General features: G+C 72.3%; 14 protein-coding genes and 1 pseudogene. 11 read left to right on the top strand and 4 right to left on the bottom strand.

All coding sequences use genetic code 11. The features are described from left to right. The first annotated feature begins 51 nt into the window (after positions 1–51). Together AMK22_RS14820 and AMK22_RS14815 are read left to right on the top strand one after the other, a co-directional pair. Positions 52–849: a peptidyl-tRNA hydrolase gene (locus tag AMK22_RS14820; protein ID WP_073785153.1), complete on the top strand. Its 798-nt coding sequence runs from the start codon at positions 52–54 to the stop codon at positions 847–849. Between the two features lie 265 nt (positions 850–1,114). After that, entirely contained in the window at positions 1,115–2,551 is a 1,437-nt protein-coding gene (locus AMK22_RS14815; RefSeq protein ID WP_073785152.1) for a DUF692 domain-containing protein, read from the top strand. Between the two features lie 482 nt (positions 2,552–3,033). Here the strand turns inward: AMK22_RS14815 and hemQ are convergent, their stop codons facing one another. Together hemQ and hemG are read right to left on the bottom strand one after the other, a co-directional pair. Next, a complete protein-coding gene (gene hemQ, locus AMK22_RS14810) occupies positions 3,034–3,747 on the bottom strand; it encodes a hydrogen peroxide-dependent heme synthase (RefSeq protein ID WP_073785151.1) in 714 nt (237 codons plus the stop codon). 4 nt (positions 3,748–3,751) lie between these two features. Beyond that, on the bottom strand, positions 3,752–5,239 hold the full coding sequence (hemG, locus tag AMK22_RS14805) for a protoporphyrinogen oxidase (RefSeq protein WP_073785149.1): 1,488 nt from the start codon (positions 5,237–5,239) through the stop codon (positions 3,752–3,754). Between the two features lie 280 nt (positions 5,240–5,519). Between hemG and AMK22_RS14800 the strand changes: the two genes are divergently transcribed. Further along, on the top strand, positions 5,520–6,488 hold the full coding sequence (locus tag AMK22_RS14800) for a DUF4349 domain-containing protein (RefSeq protein ID WP_073785147.1): 969 nt from the start codon (positions 5,520–5,522) through the stop codon (positions 6,486–6,488). Between the two features lie 37 nt (positions 6,489–6,525). Beyond that, positions 6,526–7,914, top strand: a complete 1,389-nt coding sequence (locus tag AMK22_RS14795) for an FAD-dependent oxidoreductase (protein WP_073785145.1) — start codon at positions 6,526–6,528, stop codon at positions 7,912–7,914. Between the two features lie 60 nt (positions 7,915–7,974). Here the strand turns inward: AMK22_RS14795 and hemE are convergent, their stop codons facing one another. Then, positions 7,975–9,048 carry a uroporphyrinogen decarboxylase gene (gene hemE, locus AMK22_RS14790; RefSeq protein WP_073785143.1) on the bottom strand — a complete coding sequence of 358 codons (1,074 nt, stop codon included), beginning with the start codon at positions 9,046–9,048 and terminating at the stop codon, positions 7,975–7,977. 90 nt (positions 9,049–9,138) lie between these two features. Between hemE and AMK22_RS14785 the strand changes: the two genes are divergently transcribed. The 7 genes and pseudogenes from AMK22_RS14785 to AMK22_RS14755 all read left to right on the top strand — a co-directional run bounded on the left by AMK22_RS14785 (position 9,139) and on the right by AMK22_RS14755 (position 16,828). Further along, positions 9,139–9,798: a DUF3000 domain-containing protein gene (locus tag AMK22_RS14785; protein WP_073785141.1), complete on the top strand. Its 660-nt coding sequence runs from the start codon at positions 9,139–9,141 to the stop codon at positions 9,796–9,798. 278 nt (positions 9,799–10,076) lie between these two features. Then, entirely contained in the window at positions 10,077–10,739 is a 663-nt protein-coding gene (locus AMK22_RS14780; RefSeq protein ID WP_073785139.1) for a helix-turn-helix transcriptional regulator, read from the top strand. Between the two features lie 113 nt (positions 10,740–10,852). Next, positions 10,853–12,127: a ribonuclease D gene (locus AMK22_RS14775; protein ID WP_073785137.1), complete on the top strand. Its 1,275-nt coding sequence runs from the start codon at positions 10,853–10,855 to the stop codon at positions 12,125–12,127. A gap of 314 nt (positions 12,128–12,441) precedes the next feature. After that, positions 12,442–13,668: a thiolase family protein gene (locus AMK22_RS14770; protein WP_073785135.1), complete on the top strand. Its 1,227-nt coding sequence runs from the start codon at positions 12,442–12,444 to the stop codon at positions 13,666–13,668. Beyond that, positions 13,665–15,794 carry a 3-hydroxyacyl-CoA dehydrogenase NAD-binding domain-containing protein gene (locus tag AMK22_RS14765; RefSeq protein WP_073785133.1) on the top strand — a complete coding sequence of 710 codons (2,130 nt, stop codon included), beginning with the start codon at positions 13,665–13,667 and terminating at the stop codon, positions 15,792–15,794. Before AMK22_RS14770 ends, AMK22_RS14765 begins: the two co-directional genes overlap by 4 nt. A 270-nt stretch (positions 15,795–16,064) precedes the next feature. Continuing rightward, positions 16,065–16,352 (top strand): annotated as a pseudogene (locus AMK22_RS14760) (LCP family protein); the annotation flags it as partial. Positions 16,353–16,438: 86 nt separating this feature from the next. Next, positions 16,439–16,828 (top strand): NTP pyrophosphohydrolase, encoded by a 390-nt coding sequence (locus tag AMK22_RS14755; protein ID WP_073785330.1) that lies wholly within the window; start codon positions 16,439–16,441, stop codon positions 16,826–16,828. Positions 16,829–16,839: 11 nt separating this feature from the next. Here AMK22_RS14755 and AMK22_RS14750 read toward each other — a convergent pair whose 3' ends face one another. After that, positions 16,840–18,351: an amino acid permease gene (locus AMK22_RS14750; RefSeq protein ID WP_073785132.1), complete on the bottom strand. Its 1,512-nt coding sequence runs from the start codon at positions 18,349–18,351 to the stop codon at positions 16,840–16,842. Between the last annotated feature and the right edge of the window lie 96 nt (positions 18,352–18,447).

Genomic DNA, 18,447 nt, shown 5'->3' with positions numbered 1-18,447 from the left:
CCGCCCGTTCCCACAACAAGAGCGTCCGGGGCTGCTGGCACACTGGTACGAGTGAGCGACGACAACACCCCCGCGTCCCCGGCCATGGACCCGGACCCGGCCGTACCGGCGTCCGGTTCCGCGGCGGCGGACAGCCCGTTCGAGTCCGGACGGACGAACCGCGACGAGGCACCGCAGTACGTCCTGCCGCTGGTCGTGCGCATCGAGAGGGCGGCGCCCCCGGCCCGTACCGACGCCCTGCGGACCGCCGCCCGCGCAGTGCTCCTGATGCTCTCCGACGAGCGCTCGGTGGGCGAGGGCGAATGGGCCCGCGTGATCCGGGACTGGGAGGACGCCCGGATCCGCAAGGTGGTACGGCGGGCCCGCGGCGCCGAGTGGCGCAGGGCCTGCGAACTGCCCGGCATCACGGTCACGGGCGAGAGTGCCGAGGTACGGGTCTTCCCTCCGGTGCCTCTGGACGGCTGGCCCAGGGAACTGGCGAGGCTCCAGGTGTCGGGAACGGACCTGGACGACCCGGAGCCCCCGGCCGCACCCGGTCCGCAGGGGCCGGTGCTGTGGATGAACCCGGAGCTGGGCATGACGGCGGGCAAGGCGATGGCACAGGTCGGGCACGGCGCGCAGCTCGCCTGGTGGGAATTGTCGGAGACGGAGCGCAAGGCGTGGCGCGAGGCGGGCTTCCCGCTCTCCGTCGCCACCGCGGACGCGAACCGCTGGCGGGAACTCGCGGCGAGCGACCTTCCGCTGGTGCATGACGCCGGATTCACCGAGATCGCCCCCGGGAAGACCGTCGCGGTCGAGGGTCACCACCGTGTCGGATCCCTGCCGCCCTGCGGCGGCCGTGAGTTCTGACCCATGAGGCATGTCGAGGATGTCGTGGACGCGGCCCTGTGCCGCTGGACCGCTGGACCACTGAACCGCGCCCGTCAGGGGCCGTGAGTCGTTCCGTCCCGTTCCCGGTGCCGGTCACCGGGAACGGGACGGAGCGACGGCGGCCTCGACGGACGCCTCGGAGCGCCGGGAACCTCAGATCAAGCTCTGAACGTCCCCCTCTTCGGATTCGCCACCGCCCGCCGGGGCCATCACCCCTGCACGGAGGAGAAGAAGGAGGGGTGGCATGAGACTGGGGACCGGTATCGGCTGGCGGCCGGAGATCGCGGACGTCGTCGAGGCGCTGCCGGGCATCGACTGGGTGGAGACGGTCGCGGAGAACATCTGCACCGGTCATCTGCCCGATTCGCTGCTGCGGCTGAGGGAACGCGGGGTCACCGTCGTCCCGCACGGCGTCTCGCTGGGCCTCGGCGGGGCCGAGCGCCCCGACCCCGGCCGGCTGGCGGACCTCGCGGCCCGCGCCGAACTGCTCGCCGCGCCGCTGGTCACCGAGCACATCGCGTTCGTACGGGCCGGTGGGCAGCGCACCGCTTCGCCGACGCTGGAGGCGGGCCACCTGCTGCCCATGCCCCGCACCTGGGACGCGCTGGACGTGCTGTGCGAGAACGTGCGGATCGCGCAGGACTCGTTGCCGGTGCCCCTGGCGCTGGAGAACATCGCGGCCCTGCTCTCCTGGCCGGACGAGGAGCTGACGGAGGGGCAGTTCCTGGCGGAGCTGGTGGAGCGCACCGGGGTCCGGCTGCTGATCGATGTCGCCAACCTGCACACCAACCATGTCAACCGCGGGGAGGATCCCGCCGCCGCGCTCGACGAACTGCCGGTGGAGGCCATCGCGTACGTGCATGTGGCGGGCGGCGTCGAGAAGGACGGCGTCTGGCACGACACCCATGCCCATCCGGTCACCCGGCCGGTGCTCGACGTGCTGGCCGAACTCCGCTCCCGGGTCGAACCGCCGGGCGTTCTTCTGGAGCGCGACGACGACTTCCCGCCGGCCGGGGAACTGGCGGGCGAACTGGCCGCGATCCGCGCCACGCTGGACCGGGCGGCCGTCCGGGGCACCGACGCGCCCGCGTACGCCGGAGACCTCACGTCGCGCCCCGTCGCGGGCCCCGGCGCACACGCCGGGAAGGGCGTGTCCCGCACGGCCGCGAACCCGTCCGCGCCGACAGACGCGCGCCCTTCGGCTCCGGCATCCCCGTCGGCTCCTACTGCCTCTTCGGCTCCCGCGCACCCCTTCGCTCCCGCGCCCCCGGACTCCGTGCGCGACCGGGTCGCGGTGGCGCAGACGGCGCTGCTCCGTGCCCTCGTCGCGGGCGCTCCCGCCCCGCCCGGCTTCGACGAGCGCCGACTCGGCGTCCAGAGCCGCGCCCTGGCCTCCAAACGGGCGGGGGTGGTCGCCAAGGTGGCGCCGGAACTGCCGGAGATCCTGGGCTCCGGCTACCGGGAGGCGTTCCTCGCGTACGCCGGACGCCGTCCCATGTCCGGGGGGTACCGACGGGACGCGCTCGACTTCGCCGAGGAACTGCTGAGCACCGGTCGGCCGGCCGACCGGGCGGCCCGGCGCCGCCTCACCCGATGGTGGAAGGACCGGGCGGGCGGGCGTCCGCCCGGCCGCACCACGCTGCTGCTGCGCGCCGCCCGCGCGGCCCTCGTCGGCGGGTGAGCCCCGACTCCCCCGAGGAGCGGGGGTGACCTCCGACCGGGTGGCCACGCCGTGGTACGCACGCTTCCGGCGTTGCCGAAATGCCCACGTAGCTCCCCTGCGCGAACAACCCGGCGCCTTGGAATCACACGCACCAAGCCGCGTCCGCTTCCCGGTCGAAGGTCACCCGACAGGCTCTGAGCGCGACGGGCGCGGAGCAGCAAAGGGGGGTTCCTCCCGCCGGATACGGCGCTGGGCCCGGCTTCTTTCGAGGCCGGGCCCAGCGTGCCCCCGTACGTGCCGCACACCCGCGCCCGGCAGGGCGGGGCGGGACGGACCGGCGGGCGGGACGATCCACTCGTCCCTCGGGCCCCGGGGGCGCCGCGGGCCGAACCCGCGGCGGACCCGGAACCGAACCCGGTGTCGCTGGAACGACGGGCGACGCGTGACGCGCCGGTGCCCGCCGTCTGATCTTCCGGGCTGGGGTGGTCGGAGCCCGTTCGCTACGCGAGCCCGGCCACCAGGTCTGCGACCGACTTCCTGCGTCCGGTGAAGAACGGGATCTCCTCGCGGACGTGCATCCGCGCCTCGGAGCCCCGCAGGTGACGCATGAGGTCGACGATGCGGTGCAGTTCGTCCGCCTCGAAGGCGAGGACCCACTCGTAGTCGCCGAGCGAGAAGGAGGCGACGGTGTTGGCCCGGACGTCGGGGTAGCCGCGGGCCATCTTGCCGTGGTCCGCGAGCATCCGGCGGCGGTCCTCGTCCGGCAGCAGGTACCAGTCGTAGGAGCGCACGAAGGGGTAGACGCTGACGTAGTTGCGCGGCGTCTCGTCGGCCAGGAACGCCGGGATGTGCGACTTGTTGAACTCGGCGGGGCGGTGCAGCGCCATGTTCGACCAGACCGGCTCCAGCGCCCGGCCCAGCTCGGTGCGCCGGAAGAGGTTGTACGCCTCCTGGAGCTCGTCCGAGGTCTCGGCGTGCCACCAGATCATGATGTCGGCGTCGGCCCGCAGACCGGACAGGTCGTAGGTGCCACGGACGGTGACGTCCTTGGCCGCGAGCTGGTCGAACAGCTCCTGGACCTCGTCGGCGTAACCGGAGCGGTCGACGGGGAGCACATCACGAAGCTTGAAGACGGACCACAGCGTGTAGCGGATGACCTCGTTGAGGTCCTTGGCCTTCTTACCGGCGTTGGGAATCTTCTCAGGCGCACTCATACGGCTATTGTCCCGCCTCGCTCCCTGTGCCCTGAACCGGGGTCGGCGTGGCGATGATCTCTTCTCCGGAGCCGCCAGCGAGACCGGCGGCGATCTCGTCGGCGGCGCGGTGGGCGCTCGCCACGCACGCCGGGATGCCGACCCCGTCGTAGACCGCTCCGCAGACCCGCAGACCGGGCAGCTTGGCGACCTCCTCCCGGATCCGGGCGACCCGGGCCAGGTGCCCCACGGGGTACTGGGGCAGTCCCCCGATCCACCGGGTGACCTCGGTGTCCACGGGCTCCGCTGCCAGTCCGGTGGCCGCCGCGAGATCGCGCAGCGACACACCCACCAGTTCGGAGTCCTCGCGGTGCAGGTGGTCCTCCTCGCCGTACCGGCCGACGGAGGTACGCAGGACGAAGAGGTCGGGAGCGGCCTCGGCGACCCACGACCACTTGCGGGTGGAGAAGGTGGACGCCTTGATGGTGCGCCCGTCCACCGGCGGCACGAGGAAGCCGGAACGTCCGTCGAGGGCCGCGGTGCCGGCCACGTCGGAACGGCGGAACGCCATGGTGACGAGCGCCATCGACGCGTACTCGACCCCGGCGAGTTCGGCGGAGGCGGCCGGGGACTCGGCGGCGAGCAGGGTGGAGGCGGACCAGGCGGGGGCGGCCAGCACGACGCCGTCGGCGGCGATCACCCGGCCGTCGGTACGCACCTCCCAGCCGGTTCCGGTACGGGTCAGACCGAGGACGGGGATTCCGGTGAGGATCTCCCCTCCGGCCGCGCGCACCGCCTCGGCGACCGCCCCCGGGAGCGTGCCGATGCCGCCCTCGATGCCCTGGAAGACCGGGCCGGTCCTCGGCCGTGCCGCGGCCCGTTCCTGGATGCGCCGGACGCCGTCGAGGAGCGAACCGCCCTCCCGCACCACCTCGAACAGCTGCGGTACGGCGGCCCGCATCGAGATCCGGTAGGCGTCGCCCGCGTACACGCCGCCGAGCAGCGGTTCCACGAGCCGGTCGACGACCTCGCGGCCCAGCCGGTCCGCCACGTACGCGCCGACCGCGACGTCGTCGCCGACGGCGGTCGGGGTGAGATCGCGTTCCTCGGCGACACGGGCGAGGCCCTCCGGGGAGATCACGTCGCCGAGCGCCGCCGGATCGCCCGGCACACCCATCACATGGCCCTTGGGCATGGGCCGCAGGGCGTCGCGCGTCCACACCGACGCGGCGGTCGTGGCGGGCGGCCGGAGCCGGTCGCCGAGCCCGACCGCACGTGCCAGCTCCACCGCCTCCGGGCGCGTGGCGAGCATCGACTCGGCGCCCAGATCGACCTGTGTCCCGGCGATCTCACCGGTCATCAGCTTGCCGCCGAGCCGGTCGGTGGCCTCCAGGAGGGTGACCCGCAGCCCGGCCCCGAGCAGCCGGTGGGCGGCGGCGAGACCGGCGATACCACCACCTATGACGACGACATGGCCCGTGTCCGTGTGCGCGGGATTGAGTGAACGCTCCATACCCCCACTCTCTCAGAGCCCGTCGGGTGACCTCTGACCGGGCGGCCACGCCCCGGCACGCACTCCCTCACAGGTCTTGAGGGCCGGAGGGGCCCCCTCCGACGCCCCGGAACCGCACGCACCATGCCGTGTCCACTCTCCGGTCGAAGGTCGCCCGACAGGCTCTCAGCCCCCGGTTCGAGGCCCGAACGTGACCGCTTCGAAACCGGGATCGGGCAACCCGCGGACGGGCCCGCACGTCGAACCGGCAACGTCGGCGACCCGTCCCGGGGGGACACTCATGCAGACAGCCAGACATCCGCGCCGCACCCGGCGCCGTACGCGCACCGCCCTGGCCTCCGGGCTCCTGGCCGGCCTCCTCGCACTGAGCGGCTGCGGCGCCGGCGACGCGGGCGGGACGCGTTCCGCCGACAGCGGGAAGGCCGCCGCGCCGCGCGAGCGGGCCGCCTCGGGCGCTTCGGCCGGGCAGGTGGGGCAGGGCGCGGGCGGTTCGTCGGCGGACGGGCGGAAGACCGGCGGCCTGCCCGCCGGCGTCCACGTCATCCGCACCGCCACGCTCTCCGTCGAGGTGCGGGACGTGCCGAAGGCCGCCGCGGCCGCCCGCGCGGCGGTGGCCGAGGCCGGCGGCCTGGTGGCCGACGAGAGGACCGAACGGGTCGATGCGACGCGCGAGACGTCGCACATCGTGCTGCGCGTTCCGCAGGACGCGTACGAGACGGTCCTGAAGGACCTCGCGGGCACCGGGAAGCTGCTGTCGCGCACCTCGTCCGCGAAGGACGTCACCGACCAGGTGGTCGACGTGGAGAGCCGGATCGCGTCCCAGCGGGCGAGCGTTGCGCGGGTGCGCAAGCTGATGGACCGGGCCGACGCCCTCTCCGACGTGGTCACACTGGAAAGCGAACTGAGCAGCCGTCAGGCGGCGTTGGAGTCGCTGCTCGCCCAGCAGGCGTCGCTGAAGGACCGCACCTCGCTGGCGACGATCACCCTCGACCTCTCCGAGCCGGTGACGGCGCCGGAGACGAACGACGACGATCCGCCCGGCTTCCTGGACGCGCTCGACAACGGCTGGGACGCGTTCCTCACGGTGCTGCGGTGGGGTTCCGTGGTGCTGGGTGCCACGGCTCCGTTCCTGGTCACGATCGTGGTGCTGGTGGTGGCGGGGCGGCTGCTGCTGCGCCGGCTGCGCGGGCGCCGGGCGGCGCGGACGCCCGTGCCGCCGCATTCCTCGCCGAGGCCCCCGGCGTCGTAGCGTGGGTCCCTTCGGATCGGTGTCGAAGGGACCGGGAATGGCGACGGAGCGACTGGTGGTCATCGGTGGTGACGCGGCGGGCATGTCCGCCGCGTCCCAGGCCCGCAGGCTCAAGGGTCCCGACGAGCTGGGGATCGTCGCCTTCGAACGGGGCCACTTCTCCTCGTACTCCGCCTGCGGCATCCCGTACTGGGTCGGCGGCGACGTGACCGAACGCGACGACCTCATCGCCCGTACCCCGCAGGAGCACCGGGCCCGCGACATCGACCTGCGGATGCGCACCGAGATCACGGAGATCGACGTGGCCGGGCAGCGGGTGCGGGCGCTGGACCTGGAGACCGACGAGACGTACTGGACGGGCTTCGACAAGCTGGTGATCGCGACGGGGGCCCGTCCGGTGCGTCCGGCGCTGCCCGGCATCGACGCGCCCGGGGTGCACGGGGTGCAGACGCTGGACGACGGGCAGGCGCTGCTGGAGTCGTTGGACCGGGTGCCGCAGGGGCGTCGCCGGGCGGTCGTCGTCGGGGCGGGCTACATCGGGGTCGAGATGGCCGAGGCGATGTTGAGGCACGGCTTCGAGGTGACCGTCCTGAACCGGGGCGAGCAGCCGATGGCGACGCTGGACCCCGACATGGGGCGGCTGGTGCACGAGGCGATGGACGGCCTGGGCATCACCACGGTCAACGGCGCCGAGGTGACCGGGATCCGCACCGGGCCGGACGGCCGGGCCGACGCGGTCGTCGCGGGCGGCACGACCTATCCGGCGGACGTGGTGGTGCTCGGCATCGGGGTGGCGCCGGAGACGACGCTGGCCCACGCCGTCGGCCTCCCGGTGGGCCCGCACGGCGGCCTGCTCACCGATCTGTCGATGCGGGTCGTCGGGCACGACAACATCTGGGCGGGCGGCGACTGCGTCGAGGTGCTCGACCTGGTGGCGGGCCGCACCCGGCACATCGCGCTGGGCACCCACGCCAACAAGCACGGCCAGGTCATCGGGTCCAACGTGGCGGGCGGCTACGGGACGTTCCCCGGGGTGGTGGGCACGGCGGTGAGCAAGGTGTGCGATCTGGAGATCGCCCGCACCGGGCTGCGCGAGAAGGACGCCCGCTCGGTGGGGCTGCGCTTCGTCACGGCGACGATCGAGTCGACGGGCCGGGCGGGCTACTACCCGGGGGCGCGGCCGATGACGGTGAAGATGCTCGCGGAGTACCGCACCGGGCGGCTGCTCGGGGTGCAGATCGTGGGCCGGGAGGGGGCGGCGAAGCGGGTCGACATCGCGGCCGTGGCGCTCACGGCCGGAATGACGGTGGACCAGATGACCGCCCTGGACCTCGGCTACGCCCCGCCGTTCTCACCGGTCTGGGACCCGGTCCTGGTGGCCGCCCGCAAGACGGTGACGGCGCTGCGGCGGGCGGGCACCGCCTGAGAGCCCGGCGGGCGCCCGGCCGGACCGTCCCGGCCGCGGGCGCCCGCCCGGACGTTTCCCTCAGCGCGCGGTCCGCTCGTGCACGTACGCCACGAGCCGGGTCAGGGCATCCGGGTCCATCGACGGCATCACGCCGTGGCCCAGGTTGAAGACGTGGCCCTCCAGACCGGCGGCGGCGTCCAGCACCTCCTGGGCCTTCTCCTCCACCGCCGCGGTCGGCGCGAACAGCACCGCCGGGTCGAGGTTGCCCTGGAGCGCCTTGCCGGGGCCGACCCGGCGCGCGGCCTCGTCGAGCGGGACGCGCCAGTCGACGCCGACGACGTCCGCGCCCGCCTCGCCCATCGGGCCGAGGAGTTCGCCGGTGCCCACGCCGAAGTGGATGCGCGGGACCTCGTACGGGGCGACGGTCTCGAAGACCTTCGCGGAGGCGGGGAGCACCGAGCGCCGGTAGTCGGCGGGGGACAGCGCGCCCACCCAGGAGTCGAAGAGCTGCACGGCCGAGGCGCCGGCCTCGATCTGCACCTTCAGGAAGGCGCCGGTGATGTCGGCCAGCCGGTCGAGGAGGTCCGCCCACAGCTCCGGCTCGCCGTACATCATGGCCTTGGTGTGCTCGTGGTTGCGGGACGGGCCGCCCTCCACGAGGTAGCTGGCGAGCGTGAACGGGGCGCCCGCGAAGCCGATGAGCGGGGTGGCGCCGAGCTCGGCGACGAGCAGGCCGACCGCCTCGGTGACGTAGGACACGTCCTCGGGCGTGAGGTCGCGCAGCCGGGCCAGGTCGGCGCGGGTGCGGAAGGGCTCGGCGACGACCGGGCCCACGCCCGGCTTGATGTCGAGGTCGATCCCGATGGCCTTGAGCGGGACGACGATGTCGCTGAAGTAGATCGCCGCATCCACCTTGTGACGGCGCACGGGCTGCATGGTGATCTCCGCGACGAGCTCCGGCATCATGCAGGAGTCGAGCATCGGGATGCCCTCGCGCACCTTGAGGTACTCGGGCAGCGACCGGCCCGCCTGACGCATGAACCAGACCGGGGTGTGCGGCACCGGCTCGCGGCGGCACGCCTTGAGAAACGCCGACTCATGGGTGGCGGAGGTCTTCGTCTGCTGGCCCATGGGGCGATCGTTGGCACTCACACCCAGAATCTTCGCACGAGGTCCAAGCGGCCGGGCCCGGCCGGGTGTCCCTCCCTGCACGCGGCTCCCGTTCCGCCTACTCTTCCCCGCATGGCTCCGGCTCAGGAACAGTTCTCCGATCGACCCGACGGCGCTGACGACAAGGACAGCGCGGAGGGCGACTCCGTGCCGCCCGCTTTCCGGTCGGCGCTGGACGGCTTGCGCTCGGCGCGCCTGCGACCCGAACTGGAGGTCGAGCCGACCCACCCGCCCAAGCGGCTCGCCCCGTACGCGTACGCGCTGGAGGCGGCGGTCGTGCAGGGCGAGGAGGATCTGGCCGACGGCCGTCTCGTGCTGCTCCACGACCCGGACGGGCACGAGGGCTGGCACGGCACCTTCCGTCTGGTGACCCTGGTGCGGGCGGAGCTGGAACCGGAGATGGCGTCCGATCCGCTGTTGCCGGAGGTGTGCTGGTCGTGGCTGACCGGCGCGCTGGAGGCGCGCGGGCTGTCGTACGGAGCGGCGGGCGGCACGGTGACCCTGGCGGGGTCGCACTACTTCGGCGCGCTGGGGGCGCGGCGGCCGGCGACACAGATCGAGATCCGGGCGTCGTGGACACCGCGCGAGAGCCGGGGCGGGGCGCCGGACACCGCGGCGCATCTGATGGCGTGGGGCGATCTGCTGTGCCAGATCGCGGGCCTGCCTCCGTCGGGTCCGGCCGACGCGGCGGTGGTCACGCTCCCGCAGCGGCGCGGCCCCCAGGCCCCCTGACACCCGGGCGGCGGAGCCGCGGCCGAGCCGCCCCTTCCCGCCCCATTGACGTCGCGTCACCACAGATCAACACCGTGTCACGCTTTGCGCGGAATTACCGACATTTTTTTCGTACAATCGATCGCGCGTCTGATTTGCCCGAATTGTTACTCAGCAAATCGCGATCTTCCTCTAAAGGAGGACGGGTCCGCTGCCGAAGAGGTCAATGACCCTTCAAGCACGGTGCGCCCCGGCTTCATCCCCGAGCCGGCCCGTCCCGCCACTCCCCAGGAGGCCTGGTGTCCGTTCTCCTAGAGCAGCCCGCAAGCCTGGTCGCCTACCGCCCGAACAAGCCGACGGCCATGGTCGTCGTGGCCGACCCGCGCGTCCGTTCCACCGTCACCCGCCATCTGTGGGCCCTCGGAGTACGTGACGTCATCGAGGCGTCGTCCATCGCGGAGGCCCGTCCCCGCGTCGGCAACCCGCGCGACATCTGCGTAGCCGACGTCCATCTGCCCGACGGTTCCGGGCTGACCCTGCTGTCCGAGACCCGGGCCGCCGGCTGGCCGAACGGCCTCGCCCTCTCCGCCGCCGACGACATCGGCGCGGTCCGCAACGCCCTCGCGGGCGGTGTGAAGGGCTATGTCGTCACCGGCACCCGGACCAACATCGGCCATCCCACCCGTCCGGGCGCCGCCCCCATCGGCGCCAACGCCGCCCGTATGCACCGCCGCCCCCCGGGCACCCCGAGCCATCCGGGCGGCTACCGCGAGCTTTCCGGCCGCGAGGTCGAGGTCCTCCGGCTGGTCGCCGAGGGCCAGTCCAACAAGGCCATCGGCGTCTCCATGGGGCTGTCCGCCCTGACGGTCAAGAGCCACCTCGCCCGGATCGCCCGCAAGCTCGGCACCGGCGACCGTGCCGGAATGGTCGCCGTCGCCCTGCGGACGGGCATCATCCACTGACCCTCCGCGCCCCCGGCGACCGGACGCCGGGACCGGCTGGTTTGCATGCATCGGCGCCCGTCGACGGAACGTTCCGTCGACGGGCGCCGTACATCCACGGATACCCTTGACACGTGACCGACGCCCAAGAGACCGCAGCAGACACATCACTGCGAACCACCGGGGGCGCTCCCCCGGACGACGTCGCCCCGGCGCCGATCCCCTTGCTCGAACCTCGCGAGGGCATTCCCCCGGTGGTGGCCTCCGACGACGCCCTCTCCCAGGTGATCGCGGCGTTCGCCGCGGGCACCGGCCCGGTGGCAGTCGACGCCGAGCGCGCCTCCGGCTACCGCTACGGCCAGCGCGCCTACCTCGTCCAGCTCCGCCGCGAAGGCGCGGGCAGTGCGCTGATCGACCCGGTGGGCTGCCCCGATCTGTCGAGGCTCGGGGAGGTACTGCACGGCAGCGAGTGGATCCTGCACGCCGCCACCCAGGACCTGCCCTGCCTGCGGGAGATAGGGATGACCCCCACGGGGCTGTTCGACACCGAGCTGGCCGGGCGGCTCGCCGGCTTCCCCCGGGTCGGCCTCGGCGCCATGGTCGAGAGCGTGCTCGGTTACTCCCTGGAGAAGGGCCACTCGGCCGTCGACTGGTCCACCCGGCCGCTGCCCGAGCCCTGGCTGCGCTACGCGGCGCTGGACGTGGAACTGCTCATCGACCTCCGCGACTCCCTGGAGAAGGAGCTCGACCGGCAGGGCAAACTGGAGTGGGCCCGGGAGGAGTTCGACGCGATCGCCGCCGCGCCGCCCGCTCCCCCGCGCAAGGACCCGTGGCGCCGCACCTCCGGCATGCACAAGCTCCGTCGTCGCCGCCAGCTGGCGGTGGTACGGGAGTTGTGGACCGCCCGCGACCAAGTGGCCCGGCGCCGGGACCTCTCCCCCGGCAAGGTGCTGAGCGACGCCGCGATCGTCGAGGCCGCGCTCGCGCTCCCGGCGAACGCGCACGCGCTGACCGCCCTGCCCGGCTTCGGCCACCGCATGGGCCGCCGGCAGCTGGAGCAGTGGCAGGCGGCCGTCGACCGGGCCAAGGCCCTGCCGGACTCCGAGCTGCCCCAGCCCGGCCAGGCCGTCGCCGGTCCGCCGCCGCCCCGCGCCTGGGCGGACAAGGACCCCGCCGCGGCGGCACGGCTCGCCGCCGCCCGCGCGGCGGTTTCGGAGCTCGCCGAACGACTGCACATGCCGCAGGAGAACGTGATCACGCCGGACACGGTGCGACGGGTCTGCTGGGAGCCGCCCGGGAGCGCGACGCCGGACGCGATCGAGGCCGCGCTCATCGGCTACGGGGCCCGGCACTGGCAGATCGAACTGGTGACCCCGCTCCTGGCGCGCGCATTCTCCTCGAAGGCGTGAGATTCCGCCGACCGAGGGACGTAATCACGCCAGGTTGAACGAGCACCGCGCGCCGCACCGCCGTGCGCCGCGCCACCGGACGCCGGACGGGCCGTTTCCTCGGCCCCGTCCGGCGCTCGCCGTTCCCGGACCGGGCCGGGGCGGGGCGTGCCGCAGCCGCGGCGGTCGCATGCGCCGCCGCGCCTCCGTGTGACCTTCGCCGCTCCGGTCGCAAGGGGTGGGCAGTCTGGTTACCCACAAGTAGCATGAGGGGACGGCGTGCCCTCGGGCGCGCTCCGCAGCAGTGCCATCCCGCACCCTGGAGGAGAGCCACCGTGCCTCGTACCATCCGGGACGTCGTCTTCGTCGACGGCGTCCGCACCCCGTTCGGCAAAGCGGGCCCGAAGGGCATCTACCACGAGACCCGCGCCGACGATCTCGTCGTGAAGGCCATCCGGGAGCTGCTGCGCCGCAACCCGGCCCTGGACCCCGCAAAGGTCGACGAGGTCGCCATCGCCGCGACCACCCAGATCGGCGACCAGGGTCTGACGCTGGGCCGTACCGCCGGGATCCTGGCCGGTCTCCCGCAGTCCGTCCCCGGCTACTCCATCGACCGCATGTGCGCGGGTGCCATGACCGCCGTCACCACGACGGCCGGTTCCATCGCCTTCGGCGCGTACGACGTCGTCGTGGCCGGTGGTGTCGAGCACATGGACCGTCACCCGATGGGCGAGGGCGTGGACCCGAACCCGCGCTTCGTGTCGGAGAAGCTGGTCGACGAGTCCGCCCTGTTCATGGGCATGACCGCGGAGAACCTGCACGACCGCTACCCGTCGATCACCAAGCTGCGGGCCGACGAGTACGCGGTCCGCTCGCAGGAGAAGGCCGCCAAGGCGTACGCCGACGGCAAGATCCAGCAGGACCTGGTGCCGATCTCCGTGCGCCGCACCAACCCGGAGGTCGGCGAGACGGGCTGGGGCCTGGTCACCGCCGACGAGCCGATGCGTCCGGGCACCACGCTGGAGAACCTGACGGGCCTCAAGACCCCGTTCCGAGTCCACGGCCGGGTCACCGCTGGCAACGCGGCCGGTCTGAACGACGGCGCGACCGCCTCGATCATCGCCTCCGAGGACTTCGCCCGCGAGAACGGCCTGCCGGTCAGGATGCGCCTGGTCTCCTACGCCTTCGTGGGCGTCGAGCCCGAGGTGATGGGCTACGGCCCGATCCCGGCCACCGACAAGGCCCTCGCCAAGGCGGGCCTGTCGATCGGGGACATCGGCCTGTTCGAGATCAACGAGGCGTTCGCCGTGCAGGTGCTCGCCTTCCTGGAGCACTACGGCATCGCCGACGACGACGCGCGCGTCAATCAGTACGGCGGCGCCATCGCCTACGGCCACCCGCTGGCCTCCTCCGGCGTCCGTCTGATGACGCAGCTGGCCCGCCAGTTCGAGGAGCAGCCGGAGGTCCGCTACGGCCTCACCACCATGTGCGTCGGCTTCGGCATGGGCGCCACGGTCATCTGGGAGAACCCTCACCACAAGGACGCCGGAGGCAGCAAGTGAGCACCACCGCCAAGCTTTTGAAGGGCGCGGCCGAGCTGTTCCCCGACGAGGTCGTGACGTCGGCGCACGTACGCCACCTCGACCTTCCGGCCGGAGCGGGCCGCTTCGCCCTGATCACGCTGGACAACGGTCTGGACCACACCAAGCCGACCACCTTCGGACCGCAGTCGCTGGGCAATCTGAACGCCGCTGTCGACCAGGTCGAGAAGGAGGCCGCCGAGGGCGCGATCGTCGGTGTCGGCATCACCGGCAAGCCGTTCATCTTCGCGGTCGGCGCCGACCTCAAGGGCGTCGAGCTGCTGAAGAACCACGCGGACGCGCTGGCCATCGGCAAGGGCGGCCACGACGTCTTCCGTCGTCTGGCCGGCCTCGCGGTCCCCACGTTCGCGTACTACAACGGCGCGGCGATGGGCGGCGGGGTGGAGGTCGGGCTGCACTGCACGTACCGCACCGTCTCCAAGGCGGTGCCCGCCTTCTCGCTGCCCGAGGTCTTCCTCGGCCTGGTTCCGGGCTGGGGCGGCTGCGCGCTGCTGCCGAACCTGATCGGTGCCGACCGCGCGGTCTCGGTGATCATCGAGAACTCGCTGAACCAGAACCGTCAGCTCAAGGGCAAGCAGGTCTTCGAGCTCGGGATCGCCGACGCGCTGTTCGAGGGCGCGGACTTCCTGGAGCGTTCGCTGACGTGGACCGCGGACGTGCTGAACGGCACGCTCACCGTGGAGCGCCCGGAGATCGACCGCGGGGACGCCTGGGACCAGGCCGTCGCCCGGGGCCGGGCCGTCGCCGACTCCAAGGTCCACGGCGCCGCCCCGGCCGCGTACCGCGCGCTGGACATCATCGCGGCGGCGAAGGACGGCGACCTGGGCGCCGGCTTCGACGCCGAGGACCAGGCCCTCGCGGACCTGATCATGGGCGGCGAGCTGCGTGCCGGGCTCTACTCCTTCAACCTGGTGCAGAAGCGTGCCAAGCGCCCGGCCGGCGCCCCGGACAAGAACCTGGCCCGCCCGGTCACCAAGGTCGGTGTCGTGGGCGCCGGCCTGATGGCCTCGCAGCTGGCGCTGCTGTTCCTGCGCCGCCTGGAGGTGCCGGTCGTGCTGACCGACATCGACCAGGAACGGGTGGACAAGGGCGTGGGTTACGTCCACGCCGAGATCGACAAGCTGCTCGGCAAGGGCCGTATCAACCAGGACAAGGCCAACCGCCTCAAGGCCCTGGTCTCCGGTGTGCTGGACAAGGCGGAGGGTTTCTCCGACGCCGACTTCGTCATCGAGGCCGTCTTCGAGGAGATCGGCGTCAAGCAGCAGGTCTTCGCGGAGGTCGAGGCGGTCGCCCCGGCGCACGCGATCCTCGCCACGAACACCTCGTCCCTCTCGGTCACGGAGATGGCGTCGAAGCTGAAGCACCCGGAGCGGGTCGTCGGCTTCCACTTCTTCAACCCGGTCGCGATCCTCCCGCTGCTGGAGATCGTCCGGGGCGAGAAGACCGACGACGCCTCGCTGGCCACCGCGTTCGCCGTGGCCAGGAAGCTGAGGAAGACCGCGGTGCTGGTGAAGGACGCCCCGGCGTTCGTCGTCAACCGCATCCTCACCCGCTTCATGGGCGAGATCCAGAACGTCATCGACGAGGGCACCCCGGTCGAGACCGCGGAGAAGGCGGTGGAGCCGCTCGGCCTGCCGATGTCCCCGCTGGTGCTGCTGGAGCTGGTCGGCCCGGCGATCGGCCTGCACGTCTCCGAGACCCTGAACCGCGCCTTCCCGGAGCGGTTCACCGTCTCCGAGAACCTCGCGGCGGTCGTGAAGGCGGGCAAGCGCGGCTTCTACGTGTACGACTCCGGAAAGCCGGAGCTGGACCCGGAGGTCGCCGCGCTCCTCAAGCAGGGCGATGTCGTCCTGACCGAGCAGCAGGTCCGCGACCGGGTCCTGGACGCGGTGGCGCAGGAGATCGGTCTGATGCTGGACGAGGGCGTCGTCGCCGAGGCCCAGGACATCGACCTCTGCCTGATCACCGGCGCCGGCTGGCCCTTCCACCTGGGTGGCATCACGCCGTACCTGGACCGTGAGGGCGTCTCGGAGCGGGTCACCGGCAAGCGTTTCCTGACACCGGGCGCGGCGAGCGTTCCCGCGTAGCCCGCTGGAACACACCCGGTCCGGCTTCACGAGACACTCACAAGCGGAATCACGGCGGGCCGTACACCTCGTGTGTGCGGCCCGCTTTCGTGTACCCAAAGGTCCGAATCGTAACCGATTCGGGATTTTTACTTTCATGATCAACCTTATTTTCTTGTTAATCTTCACCCCTGCGACACACCTGCTTCACTTGGCCGCACCGTACGGTGGACCGTCCACCCCCACACTCCGCCCGACCGAGCAGCCGGCGCGTCGCCGTCACAGCACTGGTTGCTGAGCAGCCCGGCGAACATGTACCGGATCGCCGACTCGGCGACCAAGTCGCTGACGACCGACGAGGGCCTCGCCTCGCTGACCTCGCTCTCGGAGTTCGCCCGCTCCATGCAGGGGGTCGACCCGGGCTCCATGGAGACGATCATGCTCCCGGTGGCCTACGACAAGGCCGACCCGAACCGGGTGGTGGCGGCGCAGCCGCAGGCCAAGACGTTGTGGAAGGCGATCCGCGAGGACGCCCCGATCCCGGAGTCGGCGAAGAAGTCCCCCGCCACCGGCGGCTGACGGACCTGCGGCGACCGCACGCGCGAGACGCCCCGCGCGTGCGGTCGCCGCCGCGCGGGGCCGCCGGCGCGTGGCACGCTTCCGGCATGGTGAACGAACGGACCACCCTGGTGATCGTCGACGCGGCCAACGTGGTCGGGTCGGTGCCCGACGGCTGGTGGCGGGACCGGCACGGCGCGGCCGTTCGGCTGCGCGACGCGCTGGTCCCGCTGGCCGGGCACGGGCTGCCGGGCGTCCCCGGCCCCGTCGATCTGGTGCTGGTCGTCGAGGGCGCGGCCCGGAGCGTCGACCCGGTCCCCGGGGTGCGGGTGGATCCGGCCCCCGGGAGCGGGGACGACCGGATCGTGGAACTGGCCGCGGCGGCGGGCGACCGCGCCTGTGTCGTCGTCACCGCGGACCGGGAACTGCGGCGCCGCGTCGAGGCGTACGGCGCGCGGTGCGTGGGGCCGCGCGCGGTGCGGCCCGCGCGCCCTTGAGGGCGGTCGCCCTACGGACGGCCCGCGGGCTTGTGGAGCCGGCTGTGCCCGCGCCCGTACACGAAGTAGATGATCACTCCGAGGATCATCCAGCCGGCGAACCGCAGCCAGGTCTCCGCCGGCAGATTGAGCATCAGCCAGACCGAGGCGATCACCGACAGGGCGGGGACGAGCGGGACCCACGGGGTGCGGAAGGCCCGGTGCAGCTCGGGGCGGGTGCGACGCAGCACCAGCACCCCCAGGGCGACGACGACGAACGCGAAGAGCGTGCCGATGTTCACCAGCGTCGCGAGTTCGTGAAGGCTGGTGAATCCGGCGACGACCGCGATGACCACGCCCAGCAGGACGGTCGGGCGGTACGGGGTGCGAAAGCGCGGGTGCGTCCTGGAGAAGAACCGCGGGAGCAGCCCGTCCCGGCTCATCGCGAAGAACACCCGGGTCTGGCCGAGCAGCAGGATGAGACAGACCGTGGTGAGGCCGATCGCGGCGCCGAAGCTGATGAGCCCGGCGTAGACGGGATGGCCGACGGCCTTGAACGCGTCGGCCAGCGGGGCCTCGACGGACAGCCGGGTGTAGTGCTCCATGCCCGTGACCACCAGGGAAACGGCGACGTAGAGCGCGGTGCAGATGAACAGCGAGGCGAGGATGCCGCGCGGCATGTCGCGCTGCGGGAGCTTCGTCTCCTCGGCCGCGGTCGCCACCACGTCGAAGCCGATGAAGGCGAAGAAGACGACGGAGGCGGCGGTGAAGATGCCCATGACGCCGAAATTCGTGGGCGCGTACCCGGACATCAGCTGGATCAGTGGCGCGGTCAGCCCGGAACCGGGGGGCTGCGGCTGCGCCTCGGGGATGAACGGCCGGTAGTTGTCGGCCCTGACGAAGAACAGTCCCGCGATGATTACGACGAGCACCACGGCGACCTTGATGGCGACCACGACGGACGTGACCCGGGCCGAGAGCTTCATGCCCAGCACCAGCACCACGGTCAGGACGAGGACCAGGGCGAAGGCCAGGATGTCGAAGCCGAATCCTTTCGCCACATCCGTTCCCGAGAGCACGTCCGGCAAGGTCCAGCCGAAGTTGTCCAGCAGCGAACGGACGTAGCCGGACCAGCCGACCGCCACCACCGCCGTGCCCAGCGCGAACTCCAGCACCAGGTCCCAACCGATGATCCAGGCGACGAGTTCACCGAGCGAGGCGTAGGCGAAGGTGTACGCGGAACCGGCGACCGGGACCGTGGAGGCGAACTCGGCGTAGCAGAGCGCGGCCAGGGCGCAGACGACTCCGGCGACCACGAACGCGAGGGCGGTGGCCGGGCCCGCGGTCTCCTTGGCCACCTTGCCGGTGAGCACGAAGATGCCGGTGCCGATGATGACGCCCACTCCGAAGACGGTGAGGTCCAGCGCGGAGAGGGACTTCCTGAGCGCGTGCTCCGGTTCCTCGGTGTCGCGGATGGACTGCTCGACCGTCTTGGTCCGGAACAGTCCGTCACTGCTGGGTGGTGTGTCCTGCTGGGCGGTCACCGGCGTACCTCCACGCGCTCGTCGTGTACGCCATGATTTGGGAGCTTCGGCGGCGAAGGACCGCGCATCGGAGGATTTCACGCGAACGGGCCGGTC

Source organism: Streptomyces sp. CB01580, assembly GCF_001905795.1.
Taxonomy (GTDB): domain Bacteria; phylum Actinomycetota; class Actinomycetes; order Streptomycetales; family Streptomycetaceae; genus Streptomyces.
The sequence above is the reverse complement of the archived record's forward strand: the minus strand, read 5'-3'. Positions and strand labels throughout refer to the sequence as shown.